The sequence below is a fragment of the Marinobacter sp. genome (assembly GCF_040882185.1).
Classification (GTDB): Bacteria; Pseudomonadota; Gammaproteobacteria; order Pseudomonadales; family Oleiphilaceae; genus Marinobacter.
The window spans coordinates 136,186-161,224 of record NZ_JBBEBW010000001.1 but is presented as its reverse complement, the minus strand read 5'-3'; the positions used below and the strand labels follow the sequence as shown (position 1 = coordinate 161,224).

Annotated in this window: 19 protein-coding genes and 4 tRNA genes; 17 read left to right on the top strand and 6 right to left on the bottom strand. The window is 53.2% G+C overall.

All coding sequences use genetic code 11. The annotated features are described in order from the left end of the window. The first annotated feature begins 88 nt into the window (after positions 1–88). Positions 89–904, top strand: coding sequence for a hypothetical protein (locus tag WEB64_RS00785; protein WP_368057849.1), 816 nt, complete (start codon positions 89–91; stop codon positions 902–904). A 9-nt stretch (positions 905–913) separates the two neighbouring features. On the opposite strand, the gene WEB64_RS00780 is transcribed toward WEB64_RS00785, so the two are convergent. Further along, the gene (locus tag WEB64_RS00780) at positions 914–1,639 is read right to left on the bottom strand and encodes a UDP-2,3-diacylglucosamine diphosphatase (RefSeq protein ID WP_368057847.1); all 726 of its coding nucleotides are present in this window, start codon (positions 1,637–1,639) and stop codon (positions 914–916) included. Beyond that, entirely contained in the window at positions 1,636–2,145 is a 510-nt protein-coding gene (locus WEB64_RS00775) for a peptidylprolyl isomerase (protein ID WP_368057845.1), read from the bottom strand. The genes WEB64_RS00780 and WEB64_RS00775 overlap by 4 nt, the downstream gene beginning before the upstream one ends. 136 nt (positions 2,146–2,281) lie before the next feature. Here WEB64_RS00775 and WEB64_RS00770 point away from each other — a divergent pair, with 136 nt between their 5' ends. The 3 genes from WEB64_RS00770 (at position 2,282) to WEB64_RS00760 (ending at position 7,642) form a co-directional block, all read left to right on the top strand. Next, entirely contained in the window at positions 2,282–3,958 is a 1,677-nt protein-coding gene (locus tag WEB64_RS00770; protein ID WP_368057843.1) for a glutamine--tRNA ligase/YqeY domain fusion protein, read from the top strand. A 21-nt stretch (positions 3,959–3,979) separates the two neighbouring features. Next, complete coding sequence (cysS, locus tag WEB64_RS00765) at positions 3,980–5,362, top strand: cysteine--tRNA ligase (RefSeq protein WP_368057841.1); 1,383 nt, start codon at positions 3,980–3,982, stop codon at positions 5,360–5,362. Between the two features lie 99 nt (positions 5,363–5,461). Then, complete coding sequence (locus WEB64_RS00760) at positions 5,462–7,642, top strand: malate synthase G (RefSeq protein ID WP_368057839.1); 2,181 nt, start codon at positions 5,462–5,464, stop codon at positions 7,640–7,642. Between the two features lie 186 nt (positions 7,643–7,828). On the opposite strand, the gene folD is transcribed toward WEB64_RS00760, so the two are convergent. Then, a complete protein-coding gene (gene folD / locus WEB64_RS00755; RefSeq protein ID WP_368057837.1) occupies positions 7,829–8,686 on the bottom strand; it encodes a bifunctional methylenetetrahydrofolate dehydrogenase/methenyltetrahydrofolate cyclohydrolase FolD in 858 nt (285 codons plus the stop codon). A gap of 220 nt (positions 8,687–8,906) precedes the next feature. On the opposite strand from folD, the gene WEB64_RS00750 reads away from it, so the two are divergent. From WEB64_RS00750 to WEB64_RS00705, 10 genes are all read left to right on the top strand, one after another. After that, a tRNA-Pro gene (locus tag WEB64_RS00750) sits at positions 8,907–8,983 on the top strand. Positions 8,984–9,024: 41 nt separating this feature from the next. Further along, positions 9,025–9,101, top strand: a tRNA-Arg gene (locus WEB64_RS00745). Positions 9,102–9,258: 157 nt separating this feature from the next. Further along, positions 9,259–9,334 (top strand) — tRNA-His (locus tag WEB64_RS00740). A gap of 65 nt (positions 9,335–9,399) precedes the next feature. Beyond that, positions 9,400–9,484: transfer RNA gene (locus WEB64_RS00735), tRNA-Leu, on the top strand. A gap of 238 nt (positions 9,485–9,722) precedes the next feature. Further along, on the top strand, positions 9,723–11,027 hold the full coding sequence (gene tig, locus WEB64_RS00730) for a trigger factor (protein ID WP_368057835.1): 1,305 nt from the start codon (positions 9,723–9,725) through the stop codon (positions 11,025–11,027). Between the two features lie 163 nt (positions 11,028–11,190). Further along, the gene (gene clpP, locus WEB64_RS00725; protein ID WP_368057833.1) at positions 11,191–11,826 is read left to right on the top strand and encodes an ATP-dependent Clp endopeptidase proteolytic subunit ClpP; all 636 of its coding nucleotides are present in this window, start codon (positions 11,191–11,193) and stop codon (positions 11,824–11,826) included. A 76-nt stretch (positions 11,827–11,902) separates the two neighbouring features. After that, a complete protein-coding gene (clpX, locus tag WEB64_RS00720; RefSeq protein ID WP_368057831.1) occupies positions 11,903–13,186 on the top strand; it encodes an ATP-dependent Clp protease ATP-binding subunit ClpX in 1,284 nt (427 codons plus the stop codon). A 210-nt stretch (positions 13,187–13,396) separates the two neighbouring features. Beyond that, entirely contained in the window at positions 13,397–15,814 is a 2,418-nt protein-coding gene (gene lon, locus WEB64_RS00715) for an endopeptidase La (RefSeq protein WP_368057829.1), read from the top strand. Between the two features lie 236 nt (positions 15,815–16,050). Continuing rightward, positions 16,051–16,323: an HU family DNA-binding protein gene (locus tag WEB64_RS00710; RefSeq protein WP_368058395.1), complete on the top strand. Its 273-nt coding sequence runs from the start codon at positions 16,051–16,053 to the stop codon at positions 16,321–16,323. A gap of 175 nt (positions 16,324–16,498) precedes the next feature. Next, a complete protein-coding gene (locus tag WEB64_RS00705) occupies positions 16,499–18,358 on the top strand; it encodes a SurA N-terminal domain-containing protein (RefSeq protein ID WP_368058393.1) in 1,860 nt (619 codons plus the stop codon). A gap of 89 nt (positions 18,359–18,447) precedes the next feature. On the opposite strand, the gene WEB64_RS00700 is transcribed toward WEB64_RS00705, so the two are convergent. After that, positions 18,448–19,323 (bottom strand): MurR/RpiR family transcriptional regulator, encoded by an 876-nt coding sequence (locus tag WEB64_RS00700; RefSeq protein WP_368058391.1) that lies wholly within the window; start codon positions 19,321–19,323, stop codon positions 18,448–18,450. A 210-nt stretch (positions 19,324–19,533) separates the two neighbouring features. Between WEB64_RS00700 and zwf the strand changes: the two genes are divergently transcribed. From zwf to WEB64_RS00685, 3 genes are read left to right on the top strand one after another with little or no spacing between them, the layout of a single operon-like run. Further along, positions 19,534–21,009, top strand: a complete 1,476-nt coding sequence (gene zwf, locus WEB64_RS00695; RefSeq protein ID WP_368058389.1) for a glucose-6-phosphate dehydrogenase — start codon at positions 19,534–19,536, stop codon at positions 21,007–21,009. Continuing rightward, a complete protein-coding gene (gene pgl, locus WEB64_RS00690) occupies positions 20,996–21,715 on the top strand; it encodes a 6-phosphogluconolactonase (protein WP_368065502.1) in 720 nt (239 codons plus the stop codon). The genes zwf and pgl overlap by 14 nt, the downstream gene beginning before the upstream one ends. A 3-nt stretch (positions 21,716–21,718) precedes the next feature. After that, a complete protein-coding gene (locus tag WEB64_RS00685) occupies positions 21,719–22,375 on the top strand; it encodes a bifunctional 4-hydroxy-2-oxoglutarate aldolase/2-dehydro-3-deoxy-phosphogluconate aldolase (protein ID WP_368058385.1) in 657 nt (218 codons plus the stop codon). A gap of 56 nt (positions 22,376–22,431) precedes the next feature. Here WEB64_RS00685 and pyk read toward each other — a convergent pair whose 3' ends face one another. Both pyk and gap read right to left on the bottom strand, forming a co-directional pair. Further along, a complete protein-coding gene (pyk, locus tag WEB64_RS00680) occupies positions 22,432–23,880 on the bottom strand; it encodes a pyruvate kinase (RefSeq protein ID WP_368058383.1) in 1,449 nt (482 codons plus the stop codon). 65 nt (positions 23,881–23,945) lie between these two features. Next, complete coding sequence (gap, locus tag WEB64_RS00675) at positions 23,946–24,950, bottom strand: type I glyceraldehyde-3-phosphate dehydrogenase (protein WP_368058381.1); 1,005 nt, start codon at positions 24,948–24,950, stop codon at positions 23,946–23,948. Positions 24,951–25,039 lie beyond the last annotated feature (89 nt).

Genomic DNA, 25,039 nt, shown 5'->3' with positions numbered 1-25,039 from the left:
CGTTGAATAGTGCGAGTTTTGGAAAATCCAGGGGCGGATTAATATCGTTCGCCCCAAACAGTGAGCAATAAGCCGGAGTCATTAGAAGGTGCTCGTCAAAAAATGGTGGAGGCTCATCTTTCTCGTGCTGGTCCTGGTCCTGACAGGGTGCAATGAGCAGGACGGTCAGGCAGAACTGTCACTCAGCAGTACTGAGCTTGAGTGGGTGGGCGAGCAGGTTTTCCAGAATGAATGCGCTGGGAAGGTAACCTGTCTGGTGCACTGGAATGTCGGAGAAGCCTTCCCCTCGCTGGGTATAGGACACTTTATCTGGTATCCCAAGTCGGTAGATGGGCCTTTCGTTGAAAGTTTTCCAGCTTTGATGGCGTTCATGCGATCAAAGTCGGTGGAGCTGCCGAAGTGGTTGGAAGAGCTGGACCCCATGGTTGCTCCCTGGCCAGATCGTGAGACGTTTCTGACTCAAAAAGGTAGTGAGCGTGTCGACTCACTGCAGGAATTTCTATGGCAAACCCGGGGGTTGCAGGCGGAGTTTATTTTCGCTCGTGCCAAGGCGTCCATGCTTACGGTCATTGAAGCGGCAGCCGAGGAGCAAAAAGGTGCCATTGCAAAAAGACTCTCAGAGTTGAATGAGACTCCGGGCGGCACATACGCGCTGATTGACTACGTCAATTTCAAAGGTGAAGGGCTGGCGTCCAGTGAAACCTATAAAGGGCAGGGCTGGGGGTTGCTTCAGGTGTTACAGGAAATGGGCGATATGCCCTCCGGCGAAGCCTTGGCGCAATTTCGGGGCGCGGCTGGAAGGGTGTTGACCCGCAGAGCCGAGAACGCACAAAATCCGATTGAACGGGAACGATGGTTGAAAGGCTGGCTAAAGCGTCTGGAAACGTATCGGGAGCCTGTATAAAGAAAGAGCCTAAAGCGGCTCTTTTTTCAGTTCCGGCGGCTGGCCATTGGCTACTTCCAGCCACCATACGCTCTCCGCCCAATCACCCAGTACAATGCGCCTCGCAGGCAGGCCATTGGCCTTGAGTTCGTGTTCCGCTGGCCTGTGGGTGTGGCCGTGAATCAGGCGCTCCACACCATGGGATTCCATGGCTTTCACCACTTCTTCCCAGGTCACATCCATGATGAACTCTTCCTTGCCTTTGTTTCTGGCCATACTGATGTCCCGGAGCTGACGAGCAACCAGTTGGCGATCAGCCAGGGGTCTGGCGAGGAACGTTTTCTGCCACTGTACATTACGCATGCTGACCCGAAACTTCTGATATTCCACATCGGCTGTACACAGGCTGTCTCCGTGCATCAGCAAGGTCGGTGTACCGTCGAGATCCACGACCACGGGATCGTCCAACAGTGTTGCTCCGGCGCGTTGGCAGAAATCTTCACCGATCAGAAAATCCCGATTACCGTGCATTAGATAAATGCTCGTACCGGTGTCACTTAAGGTTTTGAGCGCGGCTGCCACCTGCTCTTGCAAGGGCGTGCGTTCATCGTCGCCAATCCAGGCTTCGAAGAAGTCTCCCAGAATATAGAGAGTGTCCGCGTGCACGGCATTGTGATCGATGAACCTCAGAAAGGCTGCCGTGATATCAGGGCGAGATTCTTCCAGATGCAGGTCTGATATAAACAGCGCCGTCAAGCCGCGCCTCCATCCCCGAGGACTTCCGCTTTCTGGATAACGACATCCTGGCCGGGAACATCCTGATGGCCATTATTGAGACCGGTTCTGACCGCCCGTATCGCGTTAACCGTATCCATGCCGTCGACCACTTTTCCAAATACACAGTAGCCCCAGCCTTCCGTATTCTCAGCGGTATGATCCAGAAAGCCGTTGTTCTCGACGTTGATGAAAAACTGTGCAGTCGCGGAATGCGGATCCATGGTGCGAGCCATAGCCACGGTGCCAGCCATGTTGCTCAGGCCATTATTGGCTTCGTTCTTGATGGGTGCGCGGGTTTTGCGAGGTACCATGTCGGGCTCAAACCCGCCACCCTGAACCATGAAGTTGCTGATGACACGGTGAAAAATCAGGCCATCGTAGAAACCGTCACGAACATACTGCTCAAAGTTTTTGGCACTCTCAGGGGCTTTCTCGTAATCCAGTTCAATAGTGATATCGCCATGGGTGGTCTTCAGCAAGATCATTCTGGTGTCCTGTTCAGGTTAAATGGAAATCATAATGAGGTTTTATTGTACGGGAGAGTTTGTTGCCATGCATGAGTTAGGCTACCAATTATGCGTATAATACCGCGCTTAAGTTCATCCCATCAGTCGAGACCTTATGAGCGCCGAGTCCAAGAAAGCCCATAATTTTATTCTTAGCCTCATTGAAGAGGCTATTCGCGAAGGCAAGCACACTGGCAAGGTGGTAACCCGGTTTCCGCCCGAGCCCAACGGCTACCTCCATATTGGCCATGCAAAGTCGATCTGCCTTAACTTTGGCATCGCGGAAGCGTTTGGTGGTGAGTGTAATCTCCGTTTCGACGATACCAATCCGGAAAAGGAATCCCAGGAATACATCGATGCTATCAAACAGGATGTCACATGGCTGGGTTATCAATGGGCCAATGAGGTGCGCTATGCTTCGGACTACTTTGATGCGATCTACGATTTTGCGGTAGAACTCATCCGCAAAGGTAAAGCCTATGTGTGCGGTCTCACCGCAGACCAGATGGCGGACTATCGAGGCACCCTTAAAGAGCCTGGCCGTAACAGCCCATTCCGAGACAGGCCTGTCGATGAAAATCTGGAGCTGTTCGCGGCCATGCGGGATGGAAAATACGGCAACGGTGAACTGGTGTTGCGAGCCAAAATCGACATGGCCTCTCCCAACATCAACCTGCGTGATCCCATTCTTTACCGGATTCGCTACGCCGATCACCACCAGACTGGCGACAAGTGGTGCATTTATCCGATGTACGACTTCACCCATCCGATTTCCGACGCCCTGGAGTCGGTGACGCACTCCCTGTGTACGCTGGAATTCGAAGACCATCGGCCGCTCTACGATTGGGTTCTGGAAAACATTTCCGGCCCCTGTCAGCCGCGGCAGATTGAGTTTGCCCGGTTGAATCTGAACTACACCATCACCAGCAAGCGCAAACTCAAGCGCCTGGTCGACGAAGGCCACTGCGATAGCTGGGATGACCCGAGAATGCCGACGATCTCCGGCATGCGCCGACGTGGCTACACCCCGGAATCGATTCGTACATTCTGTGACATGGTGGGTGTCAATAAGGCGGGCGGCACGGTGGATATGGGTATGCTGGAACATGCCATCCGTGAAGACCTTAACACCCGGGCGCCCCGTGCTATGTGTGTCATGCGGCCATTGAAGGTAACCTTGACGAATTACCCGGAAGGCCAGACAGAAACCCTGAGCCTGCCGGTTCACCCCCAGAATCCGGATATGGGGACGCGGGACGTACCCTGGACGCAGACGCTGTTTATTGACCGGGAGGATTTCTCGGAGGAACCGCCACGCAAGTGGAAGCGGTTGGCGCCTGGCCAGGCTGTTCGGCTCCGGGGCGGATACGTGATGACCTGTAAGGAAGTGGTGCGGAACGACTCTGGCGAAATTGTCGAGTTACGCTGTGAATACGATGCCGCCACTCTCGGCGTTAACCCAGAGGGTTACAAGCCCAACGGCGTGATCCACTGGGTATCAGCCACTGACAACGTCGCAGTGGATATTAACCAGTACGATCGTCTGTTCAATCATGAATCGCCCGACAGTGATAAGGACGGCGATTTCGTTGATCACCTGAATCCGGACTCCCTGATGCGTCTCAAGAACGCCAGGGCGGAGAAGAGCCTTGCGAACCCGGGACAAGCGCTGCCTTACCAGTTCGAGCGGGAGGGTTATTTCTTCTTTGATGAGCAGGCCTCAAGCTCTGGTCGACCCGTGTTCAACCGTACCGTCACGCTCAGGGATTCCTGGGCGAAAGCCAATTCCTGATTGCGAGCCAGGCGAACTAACGTGATTCGAATCTACAATACCCTCAGTCAACGCAAGGAAGAGTTCAAGCCACTGGAAGCCGGTAAGGTTCGCATGTACGTGTGCGGAATGACCGTATACGACTTCTGTCATCTGGGACACGCCCGCGTGCTGGTTGCCTTTGACGTGGTGACCCGCTATTTGCGTCATCGGGGATATGATGTCCATTACGTGCGCAACATCACCGACATCGACGATAAGATTCTTCGCAGGGCAGAAGAGAACGGGGAGACCTTTACCGCACTGACCGAGCGAATGATCGACGCTATGCACGAGGATGAGGCGAGGCTGGGTATTCTGTCGCCCACCGAGGAGCCCAAAGCTACGTCGTTTATCGATGAGATTCTCGCGATGATCCGCGTACTGATCCAGAAGGACTATGCTTATGCAGCCGATAATGGTGATGTCTATTTCTCGGTTAACGCCTTTAAGGGTTATGGCAAGCTCAGCAAGAAAAAACTGGAAGATCTATTGGCCGGTGCACGGGTTGATATTGCCGAAGCCAAACGTAGCCCGGCGGATTTTGCCCTTTGGAAAGCGGCGAAAGAGGGCGAAGTGAGCTGGCCTTCGCCCTGGGGTGATGGCCGGCCTGGCTGGCATATCGAGTGCTCGGCGATGTCGACCGGTTGCCTTGGTAACACCTTCGATATTCACGGCGGTGGTCCTGACCTGTTGTTTCCTCACCATGAAAACGAAATCGCCCAGTCCGAGGCGGCCACAGGGGAGACCTTCGTCAATGTCTGGATGCATGCCGGTGCTGTAAGGGTAAACAAGGAAAAAATGTCCAAATCCCTGGGCAATTTTTTCACTATCCGCGAAATTCTGGAGAAGTACCCACCGGAAATCGTTCGCTACTTCCTGGTGTCAAGTCATTACCGCAGCCAGGTAGATTATTCTGAAGATAACCTCGAGGAAGCCAGCCGCACACTGACTCGCCTGTATCAGGCGCTCAGGGGTCTGGTGCCCGTGAAGGATGCGCCGGAAGGGGATCATGACAGACTTTTTCACGCCGCCATGGACGATGACTTCAATACGCCGGAAGCGATCACCGTATTGCATGCCGTGGCCTCAGACATCAACCTGCACCGCCGCGAGGGCAGGGATGACGACGGCAGGGCAAGCGCCGCTGTACTGGTCAGATTGGGGAAAATTCTGGGGCTGCTCCAGCAAGACCCAGAGGCTTTCTTTCAGGCAGGTATCAGTGGAAGCCTGTCAACTGAAGAGATCGAGGGCTTGATCGAGGCAAGAAAGCAAGCCCGAAAAGACCGCGACTTCGCCGGGGCGGACCGGATCCGGGATGATTTAGCTGCTAAAGGCGTTATTCTGGACGACTCGCGGGCAGGGACCAGCTGGCGGAGGGGTTAGAATGAATCCCAAGATAATTTGACGTAAACTGTTGCACCCCAATACAACACTATCTGCCGGTTTAAGGCGGAAAATCGATACAATACGAGGCAAACAACGATGACAGAACGCGTTCAAGTCGGCGGCCTTCAGGTCGCAAAGGTCCTGTACGATTTCGTCAACAACGAAGCTATTCCTGGTACGGGCATTGATGCAGCGGACTTCTGGTCGCAATGCGACACCATCATCCATGATCTGGCACCGAAAAATAAGGCTCTGTTGGCCAAGCGTGACGAGCTCCAGGCCAGGATCGACAGCTGGTATACCGAGCGCAAGGGTCAGCCGATCAATATGGACGAGTACAAGTCGTTCCTGATGCAAATCGGTTATCTGGTTGATGAACCTTCAGACTTCAGTGTTTCAACCGTCAACGTTGACCCTGAAATCGCCAGCTTGGCTGGTCCGCAGTTGGTGGTCCCGGTGATGAACGCACGCTTCGCGTTGAACGCGGTCAATGCGCGATGGGGTAGCCTGTATGACGCGCTTTATGGCACCGATGTATTGTCCGAAGAGGACGGGGCCGAGAAGGGGCGCGGTTACAATCCGGTACGCGGCGCGAAGGTTATTGAATACGCCCGTAACCAATTGGATTCATCGGCTCCCCTGGCTACCGGCAGTCACAAAGACTCTGTCAAATACAGCGTCGAAGGCGGCAAGCTGGTTGTGAAATTGCAAAACGGTGATGTAACCGGCCTGGAGGATGAGTCTGCCTTGGTTGGCTTTACTGGTGCTTCCGCCGAACCGACCGGCATACTGCTGGTCAAAAACGGCATGCATTTTGAAATTCAGATCGACGCTTCCCATCCGATCGGTAAGACCGACGGAGCTCACGTCAAAGACGTGCTTGTTGAATCCGCGCTCACGACCATCATGGACTGCGAAGACTCCATTGCAGCGGTCGATGCCGATGACAAGACCGTGGTTTATCGCAACTGGCTAGGGCTGATGAAAGGGGACCTGGTGGAGCGGTTTGAAAAAGGTGGCGAGCAGGTCACCCGGAAAATGAATGCGGACAGAAACTACAATACGCCTGACGGCAGTGAGCTAACTCTGCCAGGCCGCAGCCTGATGTTTATTCGAAACGTTGGGCACCTGATGACGATCAACGCCATCCTCGATAAGGACGGCAATGAGATACCTGAGGGGTTGATGGATGGTCTGATGACGTCATTGATGGCCATCCATGACCTTAAGGGTAACGGTCCGTTGCATAACAGCAAAACGGGCAGCATGTACATTGTTAAGCCAAAAATGCACGGTCCCGAAGAAGTGGCGTTTACCAACGAGTTTTTCGGACGTGTTGAGGATGCTCTTGGTTTGCCGCGCTTTACCCTGAAAGTTGGCATCATGGATGAGGAGCGCCGTACCAGTATCAACCTGAAGGCATGCATCGAAGCGGCGAAGGACCGGGTTGCGTTTATCAATACCGGCTTCCTGGATCGCACCGGCGATGAGATTCATACGTCTATGGAGGCGGGCCCGGTTGTACCCAAGGGTACAATGAAACAAGCTACTTGGATCGGTGCCTACGAGAACTCCAACGTCGATGTTGGTTTGGCGACAGGTCTCAAGGGTAAAGCCCAGATCGGTAAGGGCATGTGGGCGATGCCGGACATGATGGCGGACATGATGAAAGCCAAGATTGGCCACCCGAAGGCTGGTGCCAATACTGCCTGGGTGCCTTCCCCTACCGCCGCCACGTTACATGCGCTGCATTACCATCAGGTCAATGTTGCAGAGGTCCAGTCTGAGCTCGCAAAGCGCGAACCAGCCCGGGTAGAGGACATTCTCACCGTGCCTCTGATGGCTGATTGGTCCTCACTAAGCAAGGAAGACGTGCAGAAAGAGCTAGATAACAATGCTCAAGGTATCCTTGGCTATGTCGTACGTTGGATCGATCAGGGCGTAGGTTGCTCAAAAGTGCCTGATATCAATGATGTGGGCCTGATGGAAGATCGTGCAACGCTGCGTATAGCATCCCAGCACATCTGCAACTGGATGCACCACGGGGTTTGTTCCAGCGAGCAGGTTATGGAAACCATGAAGCGTATGGCGGCCGTAGTGGATCGTCAGAACGCCAGTGATCCTTCCTATCGTCCTATGGCGCCAAAATTCGATGACAGCGTTGCATTCCAGGCGGCCTGTGATCTGGTGTTAAAGGGCCGGGAACAGCCGAACGGCTACACCGAGCCATTGCTGCATGCTTACCGGTTGAGGGCAAAAGCCAAGTTCGGGCAGTAAGTCTGAGTCAGGTAGAATAGCCCCGCTTTTGAACTAGGGAGCCTCTGAAAGCCAGAGGCGATCCAGGAGTTAATCAGAGGCTCCCTCACCCTGAAAGTTGGACAGCAATCTGACTCTCAGGGGTTCGTTTTTATGGGTCTTCGATACCCGTTTGGGTGAGCGATTCAGGCGTTAATCAGTCGCTTTTTAGTTCTCGTGCAGTTCGTTGGCGGCGTAAAGCGTGTTTTGCAGAAGCGTGGCAATCGTCATAGGCCCAACGCCGCCGGGGACAGGTGTAATATAAGCGGCGCGTGCAGCGGCTGGCTCGAACTCCACATCGCCTTTGAGCTTGCCGTCCGCCATGCGATTGATACCGACATCAATTACCGTGGCGCCAGGCTTGACCCACTCACCTTTGATCAGTCCGGGTTTGCCTACGGCCGCGATAAGAATATCGGCATCCCCCACAAAGCGAGCCAAATCGTCGGTGAATCGATGGGTAACCGTTATTGTCGCGCCTTTCAACAAGAGTTCCATCGACATAGGGCGCCCCACTATGTTCGAAGCGCCCACTATCACCGCATGCTGGCCTTTGTACGGAGTATTGATACTGTCAAGTAACGTGATAATGCCCGCTGGAGTGCACGGCCGAAGTGCCGGGCGGCGCTGCATCAGCCGGCCGATGTTAAAAGGATGAAAACCGTCCACATCCTTGTCTGGCCGAATCTTTAAAAGAATCGGGTCGGGGTCCAGGTGGGCGGGTAAGGGCAGTTGGACCAATATCCCGTCGATGGTCGGGTTCTCGTTGAGCTCGTCGATCAACGCCCCGAGTGCCTCTTGTGAGGTGTCTGCGGATAGGTCATACGAGAGCGATAGAATGTCCGCCTCGTCGCATGCTTTGCGTTTGTTTCCAACATAGACCCGGGAGGCTGCATCCTCTCCCACGAGAACGACAGCCAAACCTGGTCTGCGCAATCCTTGTTGTACCCGTGACTCAACACTTGCAGCCACTTGCTGTCGTATGGTTGCGGCGATTTCTTTTCCGTTAATCAATTTGGCAGTCATGGTATAATCTTGTGCGGTTAGGGTTGTCCTGGCGAACGCAGGACTTGCATGAAGGAGCGCATTGTCGCATGCTTCGCGCGCTTCGCCAACGTTGTGGCATCGGGTTGGTGGGTAATGTAGGTCGGATGTTCAGTTTTTCCTGAAAACGTTATTGACGGGTCGCATTCCCGCCGGTATCATTCGCGCCAACTTTGCTGAGGTATCTGTTGTTCAGGTCGATCGGGGTATAGCGCAGTCTGGTAGCGCGCCTGCTTTGGGAGCAGGATGTCGGGAGTTCGAATCTCTCTACCCCGACCATTTTCAATCTGGATGATCAGGTCAGGTGAGCGAAAGGTTAAGCGCTCGTAGCTCAGCTGGATAGAGCAACGGCCTTCTAAGCCGTGGGTCGCAGGTTCGAGTCCTGCCGGGCGCACCATATGCCGTCGGCCAGGTCAGATCTTAGCGTCCCAGTCTCAGGCAAAGTTAAGATGTGGATCGAGAGGTTCGCGGGTCAGTGGGATAATCTACTGGCATTAAGGTATTGAAGGTATTGCTTTAGACACGCCCGGCGTGCTCTGCAGGTAATTGATGTGGTGGGCGTAGCTCAGTTGGTAGAGCTCAGGATTGTGACTCCTGCGGTCGAGGGTTCGATCCCCTTCGTCCACCCCAACTTTTCTGCTTTGATTTCCGCTCTTGCAAGACCTTTTACGGGCACAGTAGAATTCTGGTTATAAGCTCCGGTGGTGGAATTGGTAGACACGGTAGGTTTAGGTCCTACTGCCGCAAGGTGTGGGGGTTCAAGTCCCTCCCGGAGTACCACATTAAAAACCCCTGATATTTGAGGGGTTTTTTTATGCCCGCAACTTTATTTTTACATTTCTCCGTATTTGTTTCCTCGTATTACCCTTAATGATCGGAGCTTGGTGATTCTCTCTGTACCGGAAACCGTGGTAAACTACCGCTTTTGATTTTCGCGAGTTCTGCGTCTGCTCCATTTTTACGGCGCGCTCCTTCGCAACTCATTCATTTTAGTGAACCGGCAATTTGAGGATCTTTCATGCAAGTGTCTGTTGAAACGACGTCTAACATCGAACGTCGAATGACGATTGGTGTGCCCGCTCAGGAAATCGATCAGGCGGTTGAAAAGCGCCTCCAGCACACCGCGCGCACCGTTAAAATGAACGGCTTTCGTCCGGGCAAAGTACCAATGAGTGTGGTGAAGCGTCGTTTTGGAGACGGTGTTCGCCAGGAAATTGTCAGTGAAGTGATGCGTGAAAGCTACGTGAAGGCGCTGGAAGAGCAGGATATTTCTCCAGCAGGCTGGCCAAGATTTGAACCGAAGACCATGGAAGCGGGCAAGGATCTTGAATTCATTGCCGTGTTTGAAGTGCTTCCAGAGATTGAGCTGGGTGATCTGAGCAAGGTTGAGGTTGAAAAACTCACTGCCGACATTACAGAGAAAGATATTGATAACATGATTGATAACCTGCGGCGTCAGCAGGCAACCATGAAGTCGGTCAAGCGAAAGTCAAAGAAGAAAGATATCGTCAACATTGACTTCAAAGGTCTGATTGACGGCGAAGCCTTCGAAGGCGGCTCCGCCGAGGGTCACAAATTGACTTTGGGCTCTGGTCAGATGATTCCCGGTTTTGAAGACGGCATAATCGGGGGCAAAGCCGGTGAAGAGTTGGAAATCGAGGTAACCTTCCCGGAAGATTATCAGAACGAGGAGTTGGCCGGTAAAGCTGCCAAGTTCGAAATCAAGATTAACGAAGTTGAAGAACCGATCCTGCCTGAGCTGGATCGGGAATTTTTCACCAAATTCGGAATCGAAGCTGAAGACGAAACTGCTTTTCGTGAAGAAGTGAAAAAGAATATGGCCCGTGAGCTCAAGCAGGCGGTGTCCACCAAGGTTAAAAACGACTTGGTTGACGGTTTGCTGGCAGTGACCGAGCTTGATGTACCTCAGGCTCTGGTTGACCAGGAGATTGATCGTCTTCGTCAGGACGCGGTTCAGCGTTTTGGTGGTCAGATGGATCCCAAGCAACTGCCAGCGGAACTGTTCACCGATCAGGCTCAACGTCGAGTCAAAACCGGTCTTCTGTTCCAGGAGCTGGTCAAGAAGAATGATTTGAAAGCAGCACCTGAACAGGTAGACGAAAAGATTCAGGAAATTGCTTCAACGTATGAACAGCCTGAAGAGGTGATTGCACATTTCAATAGCGATCCCCAGCAAAAGGCGCAGATCGAGTCTGCTGTACTGGAAGACGCAGTGGTAGATTTTGTGCTCACCCAGGCCAAAGTGAAGGAAAAGAAGGTTAAATACGAAGAAGCAGTGCAGGCCGCTCAACAGCAGCGCTAAGCCCTTTTCAAGCCTCAAGGTTGGAAATAGGGAGCAGACAGAAAGCAGCCGGCATGTCCGGCTGTTTTCATCTCGGCCACTTGCTGGCAAAGTAGCGGCTGCAAATTGACTATGTTCACAGCCTCGACGGCTGTTAAATGTCCAGAAGGAGTTCAGGCGCATCATGACGCAAAAACCTATTTATGGTTCCGCTATGGATCCCAGCGCGGCACTTGTTCCGATTGTCATTGAACAGACCGCCCGTGGTGAGCGTTCGTTCGATATTTACTCCCGTTTGCTCAAGGAGCGGGTGATCTTCATGGTTGGCCAGGTTGAAGACCACATGGCCAACCTGATTGTGGCCCAGATGTTGTTTCTCGAATCAGAGAATCCTGATAAAGACATCCATCTTTATATCAACAGCCCGGGTGGCTCGGTTACTGCAGGGATGTCGATTTACGACACCATGCAGTTTATAAAGCCTGATGTCGCTACGTTGTGTGTGGGGCAGGCAGCCAGCATGGGTGCCTTTCTGCTGGCTGGCGGCGCGGCGGGTAAGCGCTCCTGTCTGCCGAATTCGCGGGTAATGATCCACCAGCCTCTTGGTGGTTATCAGGGGCAGGCAACGGACATTGAGATTCATACCCGCGAGATACTCAAGATTCGAACTCAACTGAATACGATTCTTGCGCATCACACCGGGCAGGACCTTGAGACCATCGCCCGCGATACAGATCGTGACCGTTTTATGGATCCTGAACAGGCGAAAGAGTACGGCCTGATTGATTCGGTACTTGATAAGCGCGTATCGAATAAATAATACTGGATTTGATCGCTACACCTTTTGCCAACGTAAAATGATAATTGGGTTGGCAAACAAAGATAGAGGTATTTCAATGGCAGATGAAAGAAACGGCAGAAGCGACGATAACGGCAAGTTGCTGTACTGCTCGTTTTGTGGAAAGAGCCAGCATGAAGTCCGAAAGCTCATAGCCGGGCCCTCGGTGTTCATCTGCGATGAGTGTGTCGACCTGTGCAATGACATTATTCGTGAAGAAATTCAGGAAAGTGCTCAGGAAGAGACCGGAGATCGCCTTCCCACGCCGGCTGAAATCCGTGAAACACTCAATGAGTACGTTATTGGACAGGATCGAGCCAAAGTCGTGCTCTCGGTGGCGGTTTACAATCATTACAAGCGTCTTCGTTACGGTGAAGGCAAAGCGGAGGTCGAGCTTGGCAAGAGTAATATTCTGCTGATCGGTCCGACCGGTAGCGGTAAGACCTTGCTCGCAGAAACCCTGGCACGCATGCTTAATGTACCGTTTACCATTGCTGACGCGACGACGTTGACCGAAGCTGGCTATGTTGGCGAGGATGTTGAAAATATCATCCAGAAGCTGCTGCAGAAGTGTGATTACGATGTCGACAAGGCCCAGCGTGGCATTGTGTATATCGACGAAATTGACAAAATCTCCCGTAAGTCAGATAACCCCTCGATTACACGTGATGTTTCGGGTGAGGGTGTTCAGCAAGCGCTTCTGAAGTTGATCGAAGGCACCGTTGCATCAGTACCCCCTCAGGGTGGTCGTAAGCATCCGCAGCAGGAGTTTTTGCAGGTCGATACAGGGAATATTCTGTTTATTTGCGGCGGCGCATTTGCTGGACTCGATAAAGTTATTCAAGAACGGTCTGAACGCAGCAGTATTGGATTTTCTGCCTCTGTCGTTAGCCAGGATGATCGCAAGAATACCGGTGAGATCATCAAGGATGTCGAGACAGAAGATCTGGTCAAATATGGGTTGATTCCTGAGTTCGTAGGACGCCTACCGGTAGTGGCGACGTTGACCGAACTGGATGAGGCGGCGCTTGTTCAGATACTGACCGAACCGAAGAACGCCCTGACCAAGCAGTACCAGAAACTGTTCGATATGGAAGGCGTCGAATTGGATTTCCGGGAAGATGCGTTGCGGGCTGTAGCCCGGAAAGCGATGATAAGGAAAACCGGTGCTCGAGGGTTGCGTTCTATTATGGAGGCAACGCTGCTCGATACCATGTATCAGATTCCTTCTGAGCATGATGTTTCCAAAGTCGTGATTGATGAAAGCGTAATCAGTGGTGATTCTGAACCTTTCAAGATCTACGACAACAAAGACCACGCAAAGGTGGTGCCTGAAGATTGAGGGCAGCTCTGTCTTTTACTTTAAAGGTGCAGGTACAGATTAAAAAGGGCGGCAACGCCCTTTTTTTGTTTTGCGTTTAATCACACAAAGTAACTGCATAACCACGAGTTTATAACGACCTTTAAAGAGTGGTGTAAAAAGTTTGTAATTTCCCCTGGCGCCCCAATGAAGGGTGTTATGCTGAATTAAACTGTCATCAGAGGATTCCTTATGACCCTGATACCCGAAGAGTCTTTAAAAGAATACCCCATGCTTCCGCTTCGCGACGTGGTGGTGTTCCCTCACATGGTGGTCCCCCTCTTTGTGGGACGTGACAGGTCCATTCAAGCGCTCGAAGCCGCGATGGAGGGGAGCAAGGAAATCCTGTTGGTTGCCCAGCGCGATGCTGGCACAGACGAGCCAGGCCCGAAGGACGTGTTCAATATGGGTACGCTGGCCACGGTATTGCAAATGCTCCGTCTGCCGGACGGCACGGTCAAGGTGCTGGTCGAAGGCAATGCGAGGGCTAATGTAGAGTCCATAGCTGAAGGTGACTACCTGACCGGTCGTGCGGTTTTGATGGATGAGGATTCTTTGCCGGAGCGTGAAGAAGACATTCTGATCAAAACACTGATGGGTGAGTTTGAAAAATACGTCAAGTTGTCCAAGAAAGTACCTTCTGAAGTTTCCAATGCGCTTACAGGTATTGACGATCTCGAGCGTTTGGCGGACACCATGGCGGCGCATCTGGAGCTTAGGATCCCGGAAAAGCAGGAGCTTCTTGAAGCGTTGGACGTCAGGAAACGAGTTGATCTGTTGCTCGGCAAACTCGATGGTGAGATTGATCTGATCGAAGTCGAGAAGCGCATTCGTGGCCGAGTCAAAAAACAGATGGAGCGCAGTCAGCGAGAGTACTACCTCAATGAGCAAATGAAGGCCATCCAGAAAGAGATGGGCAACATGGGCGAGGGCAACAACGACTTTGAGGAACTGGAGCAGAGGCTTGAAGAAGCTGGCTTGCCTGAGGAAGCGCGCAAAAAGACTGAAGTGGAGCTTAACAAACTCAAGATGATGTCACCGATGTCGGCGGAAGCAACTGTGGTGCGGGGGTATATTGACTGGATGCTGTCAGTACCCTGGAAAAAACGTAGCCGCGTTCGTCATGATATTGAAAAAGCCCGGGCGATACTTGATGAAGACCACTACGGTCTGGACGAGGTCAAGAAGCGTATTCTTGAGTATCTGGCAGTGCAGAGTCGAGTCAAGAAGATCAAGGGGCCTGTGCTGTGTCTGGTAGGTCCTCCAGGGGTTGGTAAAACCTCGCTTGGCCAATCCATTGCCCGCGCCACCAATCGCAAATACACCCGTATGGCATTGGGTGGCGTGCGCGATGAAGCGGAAATCAGGGGCCATCGCAAGACCTATATCGGGGCGCTGCCCGGCAAGCTGCTTCAGAAGCTTTCCAAGGTGGGTGTGAAGAACCCACTGTTCCTGTTCGATGAAATCGACAAGATGGGCATGGACCATCGCGGTGACCCGGCTTCCGCCTTGCTGGAAGTACTGGATCCGGAGCAGAACCACACGTTTAACGATCATTACCTCGAGGTCGACTACGATCTTTCGGACGTTATGTTTGTGTGTACCTCTAACTCGATGGATATTCCTTCGGCGTTGCTCGACCGGATGGAGATCATCCGCATCCCCGGTTATACCGAAGACGAGAAGGTCAATATCGCCATGAAGTATCTGCTGCCCAAGCAGATAAAGGCGAATGGTTTGGCCAGGAAGGAACTCGAAGTACCCGAGGAGACCCTTCGTGACCTTATCCGCTACTACACCCGTGAAGCCGGGGTCAGGGGGCTTGAGCGTGAAATTGCCAAGTTCTGCCGCAAGGTCGTCAGGGAGCACGTGGAGAGTGGCGAAAAAACCTCTCTGGTGCTTACACCTGAATTGCTTGAGGACTACTCAGGCGTTCGCAAGGTGAGTTTCGGTCTGGCCGAAGAGAAAAACCAGATCGGTCAGGTAACGGGCTTGGCCTGGACCCAGGTGGGTGGCGAGCTGTTGACCATCGAATGTGCCCTGACCAAGGGTAAAGGTCGAGTGGTAAAAACAGGCTCTTTGGGCGATGTGATGCAGGAATCCATTCAGGCAGCCCTGACGGTTGTCAGAAGTCGTGCGCCTGGCCTGGGAATTTCCGAGGATTTCCATGAAAAATTCGATCTCCATGTTCATGTTCCTGAAGGTGCCACGCCAAAAGATGGGCCGAGTGCTGGTATTGGCATGTGTACAGCACTGGTCTCTGCACTGACGAAAATTCCCGTGCGGGCAGATGTTGCGATGACCGGTGAGATAACGCTGAGAGGCCAGGTGCTGGCAATTGGCGGCCTCAAGGAAAAGCTTCTTGCAGCCCATCGCGGCGGTATTAAACGAGTGATTATCCCGAGCGAGAATGTTAGAGATCTCAAGGAGATACCAGACAACATAAAGCAATCTCTTGAAATCATTCCAGCCAAGTGGATAGACGAAGTTCTCGACGCTGCCCTCGAATATCCACCCGCCCCCAACACCGAAAAATCCGAGGCAGAAGAGGTATCAGGGAAGACGCGAGAGGACGACGGAGAAGGTGCAGAACGCATAAATACACATTAAAGACCGTTTGTGTTGTTGACAGGCGAGAGAAGCCATTGGTATAACTGTTTCGCCGTGAAGCAGCCAATACCAATGGCTCCCGCGCAAAGTGTACGTATTCCGAAAGCCGGTTTAATGCCGAAAGGAATAAGAAAACCGTAGAATGGAATTCTCTGACCGCTTATGCGATAGTCGAGAACGTCCGAGAAAAAAAACCAACCTACAACATCTTCAACCTGAAATCGAAGGGGTTTAGTGTGAACAAGTCCGAACTTATCGATGCAATTGCAGAGTCAGCAGATCTTTCCAAGGCCAATGCCGGTCGCGCACTTGATGCGATGATTGGCTCCGTCACGGGAGCCCTGAAAAAAGGCGATCAGGTCACCCTGATTGGTTTTGGTACTTTTGCGGTCAAAGAGCGTGCAGCCCGCACCGGTCGTAACCCGCAAACTGGCGCAGAAATCAAGATTCCTGCCTCTAAAGTACCTGGTTTCAAAGCAGGTAAAGCTCTGAAGGACGCCGTTAAGTAACGGTCTCTTTCGAAAGGCGGTACCCAGTATACGGGTGCTGCTGAAGTAATCCCCTCGGGTCTTCTGTTGGCGCAGAGCACATCTGAGCCAGCTTATTAACGGCGGGGTTACTTCCTACGAATTCGAGGCGCATTCCATCCGGGTGCGCCTTTTTACGTTCAGCGAGTCGAGATATATGCTGCAAGATATCCGTGAAAATGCCCAGGGCACCATAGCCAAGATCATCATAGGGCTATTGATAGTGTCACTTTCCATTTGGGGGATGGATGCCATTATCGGTGGTTTCTCCGGAGAGCCCGAGGTGGCTACCGTTAACGGCGAAGACATAACCGAGCGGGAATTTCTCCGAGTTGTTCAGATGGAGCGCCAGCGGCGTCTCTCAGATATGGACAGCCCTGATCCCGCGTTGCTCGACGATGACAGGATCCGCACCGAAGTGCTGGAGGCCCTTGTTCGCGAAGAGATCATGAGTCAGGATGCGGCTGCGCAAGGACTTGAGCTGGCAGACGAGGACATAGATCGTCTGATAACCCAGATGCCACAATTTCAGGTTGATGGACAGTTCGATAGCGACCGGTTCGTAATGGTTGTCCGGAACATGGGCATGGGTGTGGGCGAGTTCCGTAGAGCTATGCGCAACCAGCTGGTGATCAATCAGATTCGCAGTGGCCTCACCCAAAGCGGTGTTGTTGCACCAGCGGTCGTTGATAACCTGCTTCGCCTTCAAAATCAGACTCGCGACTTCCGTACCGTGGCTCTGGACGCCGGGAGCGTGAGCTCTGAAGTGACCATCTCTGAAGAGGAGATTGAAGCTTTCTATCAGAACAACCCTTCCCGGTTCACCGTACCGGAAACTGTAGTTGCTGAGTACGTCACCTTGTCGTTGAGCGAGCTTGCGGAAAGTGAGCAGGTTAGTGATGAGCAAGTAGCGGACCTGTACGAGAGTCGGGCGCCTGATATGGCCTCTGAAGAACGCAGAGCCTCCCATGTCCTGATCGAAGACTCTGGTGACGCTGCTGACCAGTTGGCGGAGATTCAGGAAAAGCTGGGCGAGGGCGAGGATTTTGCGGCACTGGCGAAGCGTTATTCGGATGATACCGTGTCGGCGAAGGATGGCGGCGACCTCGGGTTTGCCAGCAGGGGAATGTTCGACAGTGCATTTGAAGAGGCACTGTTCAGTCTTGAGACCGGCGAGGTGTCGGAGCCCGTTGAAACGTCCTTTGGCACGCATATTATCAAGCTGGTGGACATTCGTCAGTCCGATGCGCCACCGCTTGCGGCCATGGAAGAGGAGCTCCGCAGGGAGCTTGCTGAAGATGCCGCAGGTAAGCGTTATGCGGAAATGCGGTCGGAACTGGCTGATATGGCGTATTCCGAAGGTAATCTGACCGGTCCGGCCGAAGAGCTTGGACTGGAGGTTCAGGAACAGGCAGGTGTGACCCGGGAGGGCGGTGAAGGCCCGTTTGAGCATCCCGGCCTGGTGCGGCAGTTGTTCTCCGGCGATGTACTGCAGGATAAATTCAACACAGAGCTTATCGATGTCGGCAATAACGAATCGGTGGTAGCTCGGGTCAAGAGTTATCAACCCCAGGGCCAGCGGGACCTGGCTGATGTTCGCGATCAGATTCGCGAGCAATTGATGCAACAGAAGGTCCGCGAACGTTTGACCGAACGTGCCAGGGATGTCATCGCCAAGCTTCAGGATGGTGAGTCGTTGGCAGACCTCGGTCTCGAAGCAGGCAACTGGACTACCCATGAAGCAACCGGTCGAGGTAATCGTTCATTGGCACCGGACGTTCTTCGCAGTGCGTTCACTCTTGAGCGGCCGCCTGAAGACGGTGTCACCTATGGCTTGGCCGAAGGCAGTGATAGCGCTGTGATTATTGCGCTGGACGGTGTTACCGATGGCGATGGTAAAGCAAATGAAGCAGAGCGGGCTCAGATGCAGCAGTTCCTGGCAAACCAGCAGGCTCAGCGCGAGTATCTGGCCTATCAGCAATATTTGAGGGACCGGGCGGATATTGAGCGCCCCTAATCCCCAAATACTGCATAAAAGCCGGGTAGGTGATTAACGTCACTTTCCCGGCTTTTTTATTTTATAAATTCCTTATTAAATTCAAGACGTTATGGTTTATCTGGCAAGCGCGTGGCCTTAAGACTGTCTTTGATTTTTTTCAGATGCTGGTGGAAATCCGTGCCCCGCTTAAGTGTGACACCCGTCGCAAGCACATCAATCACGGTCAGATGAATAATGCGGGACGACATAGGCATGTAGACTTCGGTGTCTTCTGGAGCGGTAACCCCAAGGACCACTGTGCATTTTTCTGCCAGGGGAGAGTCCGGCGTAGTGATACCGATCACTGTGGCACCGTTTTCTCGGGCGATTTGCGCAATGTCGATCATTTCGCGAGTGCGCCCGGTGTATGAAATCACCACGATGACGTCGCCGGTTCCGCTCCCTGCAGCGACCATCCGCTGCATGAGGGCATCGTCGTAGGACATGACCGGGATGTTGAATCGGAAAAACTTGTGCTGGGCATCCAGCGCTACCGGTGCAGAGCCGCCCATGCCGAAGAAGTTGATTTGTTTAGCCTGGATCAGATGGTCAATGGCGTTGGCCAGCGCTTTGTAGGAGAGCGCTTGCCGGGCTTTATCCAGGCTGGCTATCGTACTGAGTACGATTTTATCGGCAAACTCGGCGACAGAGTCCTCGGGACCGATATTCTGGCCTACGTAGGGTGTGCCGGTGGCTATGCTTTGAGCCAGGCGGATCTTGAAATCCGGAAATCCGGTGGCGGAAAAGCTGCGACAGAACCGATTCACTGTGGGCTCACTGACATCGGCAGCCCGCGCCAGGGCTGCGATACTGTATCGAGTTGCGGAGGTGGGGTCCTGCAGGATGGCTTCGGCAACCTTGCGCTCGGATTTATTCAGGCTGTCGAGTCTGGCCTGAATCACCTCCAGCACATTTTCATCTTGATGGGAGTGGGTGGTTGCCATAGATACGGGTCTCCTGTCGCAGGTTTCAATTGAGTCCTTGAGGCCGTGATTATACCGGTTTTTCTTCTTTTGAGTGGTAGTAAAAATATCATAATTAGGTATCTATTCTTGGATTATGCCGAAAAAACTGGCATTATTTGCATAATATTACAACATCATGATAAGGCTCTGGAGAGCTTTGAGTCACTTTACAACTTGAGAGAATGAAGTATGGTCCAACAGATTGGCACCCGCTGTGACCTGATAATGTTCGGTGCGCTGGGTGACCTTGCCCAGCGCAAACTGTTTCCGGCGCTATATCAACTGGAATGTGCCCGTTTGCTGGCCAGGGAGACGCGCATTTTGGCGCTGGCGCGGAGTGAGGTCGATACAGATGGTGCCCGCAAGCGGTTGGCCTCCCGGATCCGGCAACACGTTCGCGAGGATGAGCTTGATGAGGAGGTGCTGGCAGGCTTTCTCGAGCGGGTCGATTACCTCTGTTTCGACTTCGGTGATGAAGCAGGTTACGCACCCCTGAATGAGTGGCGGCGGCGAGGCGGCGGCGAGTTGATCGTTTATATGGCGACGCCACCCTCGCTTTACGGCATGATCGCTCGTAATCTGAAAACGGGCGGTTGCTGCAACGAATCAACCCGGGTGGTGGTGGAAAAACCCATTGGCCATGACCTGGAGTCGTCCAGGGTTATCAATGACCAGCTCGCGGAAGTGTTCAATGAAAACCAGTTATTCCGTATTGACCATTACCTCGGCAAGGAGACTGTTCAGAATCTTATTGCTTTAAGGTTCGCCAATAATCTTTTCGCGACCCAGTGGAACCAGAACCATATCTCTCATGTGGAGATTACGGTTGCTGAAAGCGTGGGCATTGAAGGGCGCTGGGGATATTTCGACAAAGCCGGTCAGATGCGTGACATGATCCAGAACCATCTGCTGCAACTGCTCTGTCTGATTGCTATGGACCCTCCCTCTGACTTGTCCGCTGACAGTATCCGTGACGAGAAGGTGAAAGTTCTCAAGGCGCTCCGGCCTATTACCCAGGACTTGATGGAAACCCATCTGGTAAGGGGGCAGTACACCGCTGGCACGAGCGATGGCAAGCCGGTTCCGGGTTATCTTGAAGAAGAGGATGCTTACAAAGGAAGCTCTACCGAAACCTTTGTCGCCCTGAAGGCGGAGATACACAACTGGCGCTGGTCCGGCGTACCGTTTTATATACGCACCGGCAAGCGTCTACCCGAAAAACTGTCGCAGATCATTATCCACTTCAAGCCCGCGCCACATTACATTTTTGATCCCGATCAGAAGCACCTGGCAAACAATAAGCTCATTATCCGCTTACAGCCGGATGAAGGCATGTCACTCCAGATACTCACCAAGGATCAGGGCCTCGATAAAGGCATGCGTTTACGTCAGGGCCCCCTGGAACTCACGTTCTCGGAAGCTTTCAACGCTCAACGTATTCCGGATGCCTATGAGCGTTTGCTCTGGGAAATCATGAAAGGCAACCAGTATTTGTTTGTACGGCGTGACGAAGTCGAATACGCCTGGCGCTGGGTCGATCAGGTAATCTCGAATTGGGAAGATCATGCGGCGTCACCAAAGCGTTACGCCTCTGGAACCTGGGGCCCTGTGGCTTCCATCGCCATGATCACCCGGGATGGACGGAGCTGGTATGAGGATGTCTGATGTCAACTGGCCTGTGAGTGTACGCCCGGTACTTTTGGGCGACGCCATGTTGCTGGCCGGACAATTGACCCGGGAGGTGGTGACTCACCTCACCGTGGCTTTAACGAAACGTGAACGTGCCAGTCTGGCGGTGTCGGGCGGAAGCACGCCGAAAGCTTTCTTCGAGTTATTGAGCGTAGCGCCCCTCGATTGGGCACGCGTGGATGTGACTCTGGTGGACGAGCGTTGGGTGGATCAGCGGGCCCCTGACAGCAATGAACGTCTGGTGAAACAGCACCTGTTGCAGAATGGTGCTGCCCGGGCAAATTTTGTTGGTTTGAGGCAGGCTGGAAGCCTGGATAGTCGAGGGCAGGGGGCTTGTGAAAGTGCCCTCGGGGGAATGACCTGGCCGCTGGATGTGGTGGTGTTGGGAATGGGAAACGACGGCCACACCGCTTCATTCTTCCCGGATGCGCCTGAACTTCTGGAGGCGCTTGGTCCGGATAACCCGGCAAAGTGCATTGCTCTGACGCCAGCCTCTCAGCCCCAACGCCGTGTTTCGCTGACCTTCAGCGCGTTAAGAGCTGCCAGCTTTGTAGCGCTGCATATCAAGGGCGATGACAAATTGGAAACGCTAAAAAAGGCCGTCGGCAATCTCGATGACGTGCGAGCTATGCCAGTGCGGGCGTTTTTCCGCCAGTCAATCTCTGTGTTCTGGAGCCCGTAAGCCATGTCCCAACTGTCCCAACTACCCATGCATCACCGTCATCAGGTTCAGGCCATGCTTGCAGCCTGTTCGTTGGTACCTGTCATCACCGTTCATCATCCCGATCACGCTGTTCCGCTTGGAAGAGCTTTGGTTGAGGGTGGTATACGTATTCTCGAAGTGACATTGCGCTCGGAACATGGCCTCGGCGCCATAAAACAATTGCGTAAGGCGCTACCGGATGTCTGGGTGGGCGCTGGCACTGTGACACAGATCAGCCAGTACAGGGAGGCGGAAGCAGCCGGTGCGCAATTTGTCATTACTCCGGGTGTGACGGAGCAACTTCTTGCCCATGGGTTGAATACAAAGGCGCCTCTACTGCCGGGGATATCGACCATTTCTGAAATGATGATGGGGTATGCCATGGGGTATCGGGAGTTCAAGTTTTTCCCGGCGGAAGTCGCAGGCGGTATTAAAGCGCTAAAGGCATTTTCAGGGCCGTTTGCCGATGTCACGTTTTGCCCGACCGGAGGTATTCGTCGTGACACTGCGAAGGATTACCTGGCCCTGGATAATGTGGCGGCGGTCGGAGGTACCTGGTTGACGCCTAAAGACAGGATTGATGCGAGCGACTGGAGTGCCATTTCCGAAATCGTGAAGGGAAGCCTGAACGATATCTGAAAACAGTACCGCCAGCAGCTTGGCTAAAGCTGCCGGCAGGCTTCTTTACCGGACTGTCAGCGAATCTGGGACCCGATCCGGACAATTTTCATGGTGTTAGTGCCGCCTTGGGCGTTGGCGTAATCCCCCTTGGTCATGACTACCAGCGCGCCTTCTTCTACAACACCCCGCTTCAAAAGCTCTGCGACGGCCAGGGCGTTGATCTCTTCATTAGGCAAGGCCTGGGAGTCAAACGGTACGGTCTGCACACCTCGGTACATGGTGACGCGGTTCTGGGTCTTGGTGTGCCGGGAAAAGGCAAAAATCGGCAAGCTTGATTTGATACGTGACATCAGCAGTGGCGTAGCGCCGGTTTCTGTCATGCAGATGATGGCCTTTACGCCATCCAGGTGGTTGGCTGCATACATCGCTGAGAGCGCAATGGCTTCGTCCACCAGTTCCATGGATTCATGCATCCGGTGGCCAGAAGTATGGGTAGAAGGGTGTCGCTCCGCCCCGATACAGATGCGCACCATTGCTTCTACTGCCTCCACTGGATAGTCACCAACGGCGGTTTCTGCAGACAACATGACAGCGTCGGTATAGTCAAACACAGCATTGGCCACATCAGACACTTCCGCGCGGGTAGGCATCGGGTTTTCGATCATGGACTCCATCATCTGAGTGGCCGTAATCACCACTTTGTTCAGGGTGCGTGCGCGGCTGATGATGTTCTTCTGAACGCCAACGAGTTCGGCGTCACCGATTTCTACCGCAAGATCCCCTCTGGCAACCATGACGGCATCTGAGGCTTCAATGACCGCATCAAGGGCATCGTTATCGTGGGCCAGTTCAGCACGTTCAATCTTTGCTACCAGTCCTGCGCTGGAGCCAGCTTCTTTCAGTAGTGCCCGGGCGGTATGCATATCGTCGGCTGTTCGCACGAAAGAGACAGCGACGTAGTCCGCACCAAGCTTTGCGGCAGTGACAATGTCCTGCTTGTCTTTTTCAGTCAGCGCATCAGCCGACAGGCCACCGCCGCGCTTATTCAGGCCTTTGTTATTGGAAAGGGGGCCGCCAATCAGGATACGAGAGGTGATGCTGTGGTCATCAACGTTCTCGACTTCCATTTCAATACGGCCGTCATCCAGTACCAGGATATCGCCTGGCTTGACGTCGTTGATCAGTTCTTCGTAATCAATGCCAACCCGCTCGTCAGTGCCTGCTTCTTTATCCATGGCGGCATCCAGGACAAATATCTGGCCGCGTTTCAGTGACACCTTGTTGTCTGTAAAGCGGGCAACCCGCAGTTTCGGGCCTTGCAGATCGGCCATGATAGCGACAAAACGGCCTTGAGACGCTGCGGCTTCCCGCACCCGATTCGCACGCTGGATATGTTCATCAGCGTTGCCATGGGAGAAGTTCAGTCGCGTTACGTCAACACCAGCCGCGATGATGGCAGCCAATGACTCTGGAGAATCGGTTGCGGGGCCGAGTGTTGCGACAATCTTGGTGCGCCTGAGCATGGTTTGTTCCTTTGTTTGACTGATTAACCGGGTAAGTACATTTGGTGTCTGAGTTAAATGTCGGCTTAGCGACTCACTTTCATCAGGGCCGCAGCATTATCCAGCATGCGGTTCGAGAAACCCCATTCATTATCGTACCATGCCATGACTTTCACGTGACGGCCCAGGACACGGGTGTGATTGGCATCGTAAATACTGGAAAGTGGATCATGGTTGAAGTCCACACTGACCAGTTTTTCATCGTTGTAGCCCAAAACCGGATTCTCCACGGCTGCCGCCTCGACGATCCGGTTGATCTCTTCAACGGAGGTGTCCTGCCCAGCGATAAAGCTGAAATCTACCAGCGATACGTTGATGGTGGGTACCCGCACTGCCAATCCGTCAAGCTTGCCAGCCAATGCTGGTAACACCATGCCAATTGCCGCCGCCGCACCGGTTTTGGTGGGGATCATGGATTGGGTGGCTGAACGCGCACGATACAGATCAGTATGGTAAACGTCGCTTAGCTTTTGGTCGTTAGTGTAGGAGTGGATGGTGGTCATTAATCCGCTTTCGATGCCGACAGTTTCCTGTATGGCCTGCACTACTGGGGCCAGGCAGTTGGTGGTACAGGAAGCGTTGGAAATAACCTGGTGGTCGGCGGTCAGGGTGTCGTGGTTTACGCCGTATACGATCATGGCGTCAGCATCCCCGGAGGGCGCGGAGATGATGACCTTGCGAGCACCGGCGGTGAGGTGAGCGCCAGCTCTCTCCCGGCTGGTGAACAGCCCGGTACATTCCATCACCACATCAACATTATGGTCTTTCCAGGGCAGCTCTTCAGGATTTCGGATGGCTGAAATCGCGATGCGGTCTGCGTTCACGGACAGTGATTCTTCATCGTGGCTTACGTCAGCGTTAAAGCGGCCGTGAACACTATCGTATTTGAGTAGGTGAGCGTTGGTCTCGGCATCTCCCAGATCATTGATTGCCACCACTTGCATGTTCTGGCGATAGTTATTCTCGTAAAGTGCTCGAAGTATATTGCGCCCGATGCGGCCAAAACCATTGATTGCGATACGAATAGTCATGAGAGTGCCCCATTTGTCGGTAGGTTTTCTATTGTTATGTTCGTTTTCGAATGTAGTAAATATAACAATAAAAATTCAGTTAATGAACT

What these genes read in the sequence shown, in the direction of transcription:
- WEB64_RS00775 (WP_368057845.1), bottom strand. Translation starts at nt 2,145, where the DNA reads ATGATCTTGCTGAAGACCACCCATGGCGATATCACTATTGAACTGGAT.
- WEB64_RS00770 (WP_368057843.1), top strand. Translation starts at nt 2,282, where the DNA reads ATGAGCGCCGAGTCCAAGAAAGCCCATAATTTTATTCTTAGCCTCATT.
- WEB64_RS00760 (WP_368057839.1), top strand. Translation starts at nt 5,462, where the DNA reads ATGACAGAACGCGTTCAAGTCGGCGGCCTTCAGGTCGCAAAGGTCCTG.
- folD (WP_368057837.1), bottom strand. Translation starts at nt 8,686, where the DNA reads ATGACTGCCAAATTGATTAACGGAAAAGAAATCGCCGCAACCATACGA.
- tig (WP_368057835.1), top strand. Translation starts at nt 9,723, where the DNA reads ATGCAAGTGTCTGTTGAAACGACGTCTAACATCGAACGTCGAATGACG.
- clpP (WP_368057833.1), top strand. Translation starts at nt 11,191, where the DNA reads ATGACGCAAAAACCTATTTATGGTTCCGCTATGGATCCCAGCGCGGCA.
- clpX (WP_368057831.1), top strand. Translation starts at nt 11,903, where the DNA reads ATGGCAGATGAAAGAAACGGCAGAAGCGACGATAACGGCAAGTTGCTG.
- lon (WP_368057829.1), top strand. Translation starts at nt 13,397, where the DNA reads ATGACCCTGATACCCGAAGAGTCTTTAAAAGAATACCCCATGCTTCCG.
- WEB64_RS00705 (WP_368058393.1), top strand. Translation starts at nt 16,499, where the DNA reads ATGCTGCAAGATATCCGTGAAAATGCCCAGGGCACCATAGCCAAGATC.
- WEB64_RS00700 (WP_368058391.1), bottom strand. Translation starts at nt 19,323, where the DNA reads ATGGCAACCACCCACTCCCATCAAGATGAAAATGTGCTGGAGGTGATT.
- zwf (WP_368058389.1), top strand. Translation starts at nt 19,534, where the DNA reads ATGGTCCAACAGATTGGCACCCGCTGTGACCTGATAATGTTCGGTGCG.
- pgl (WP_368065502.1), top strand. Translation starts at nt 20,996, where the DNA reads ATGAGGATGTCTGATGTCAACTGGCCTGTGAGTGTACGCCCGGTACTT.
- WEB64_RS00685 (WP_368058385.1), top strand. Translation starts at nt 21,719, where the DNA reads ATGTCCCAACTGTCCCAACTACCCATGCATCACCGTCATCAGGTTCAG.
- pyk (WP_368058383.1), bottom strand. Translation starts at nt 23,880, where the DNA reads ATGCTCAGGCGCACCAAGATTGTCGCAACACTCGGCCCCGCAACCGAT.
- gap (WP_368058381.1), bottom strand. Translation starts at nt 24,950, where the DNA reads ATGACTATTCGTATCGCAATCAATGGTTTTGGCCGCATCGGGCGCAAT.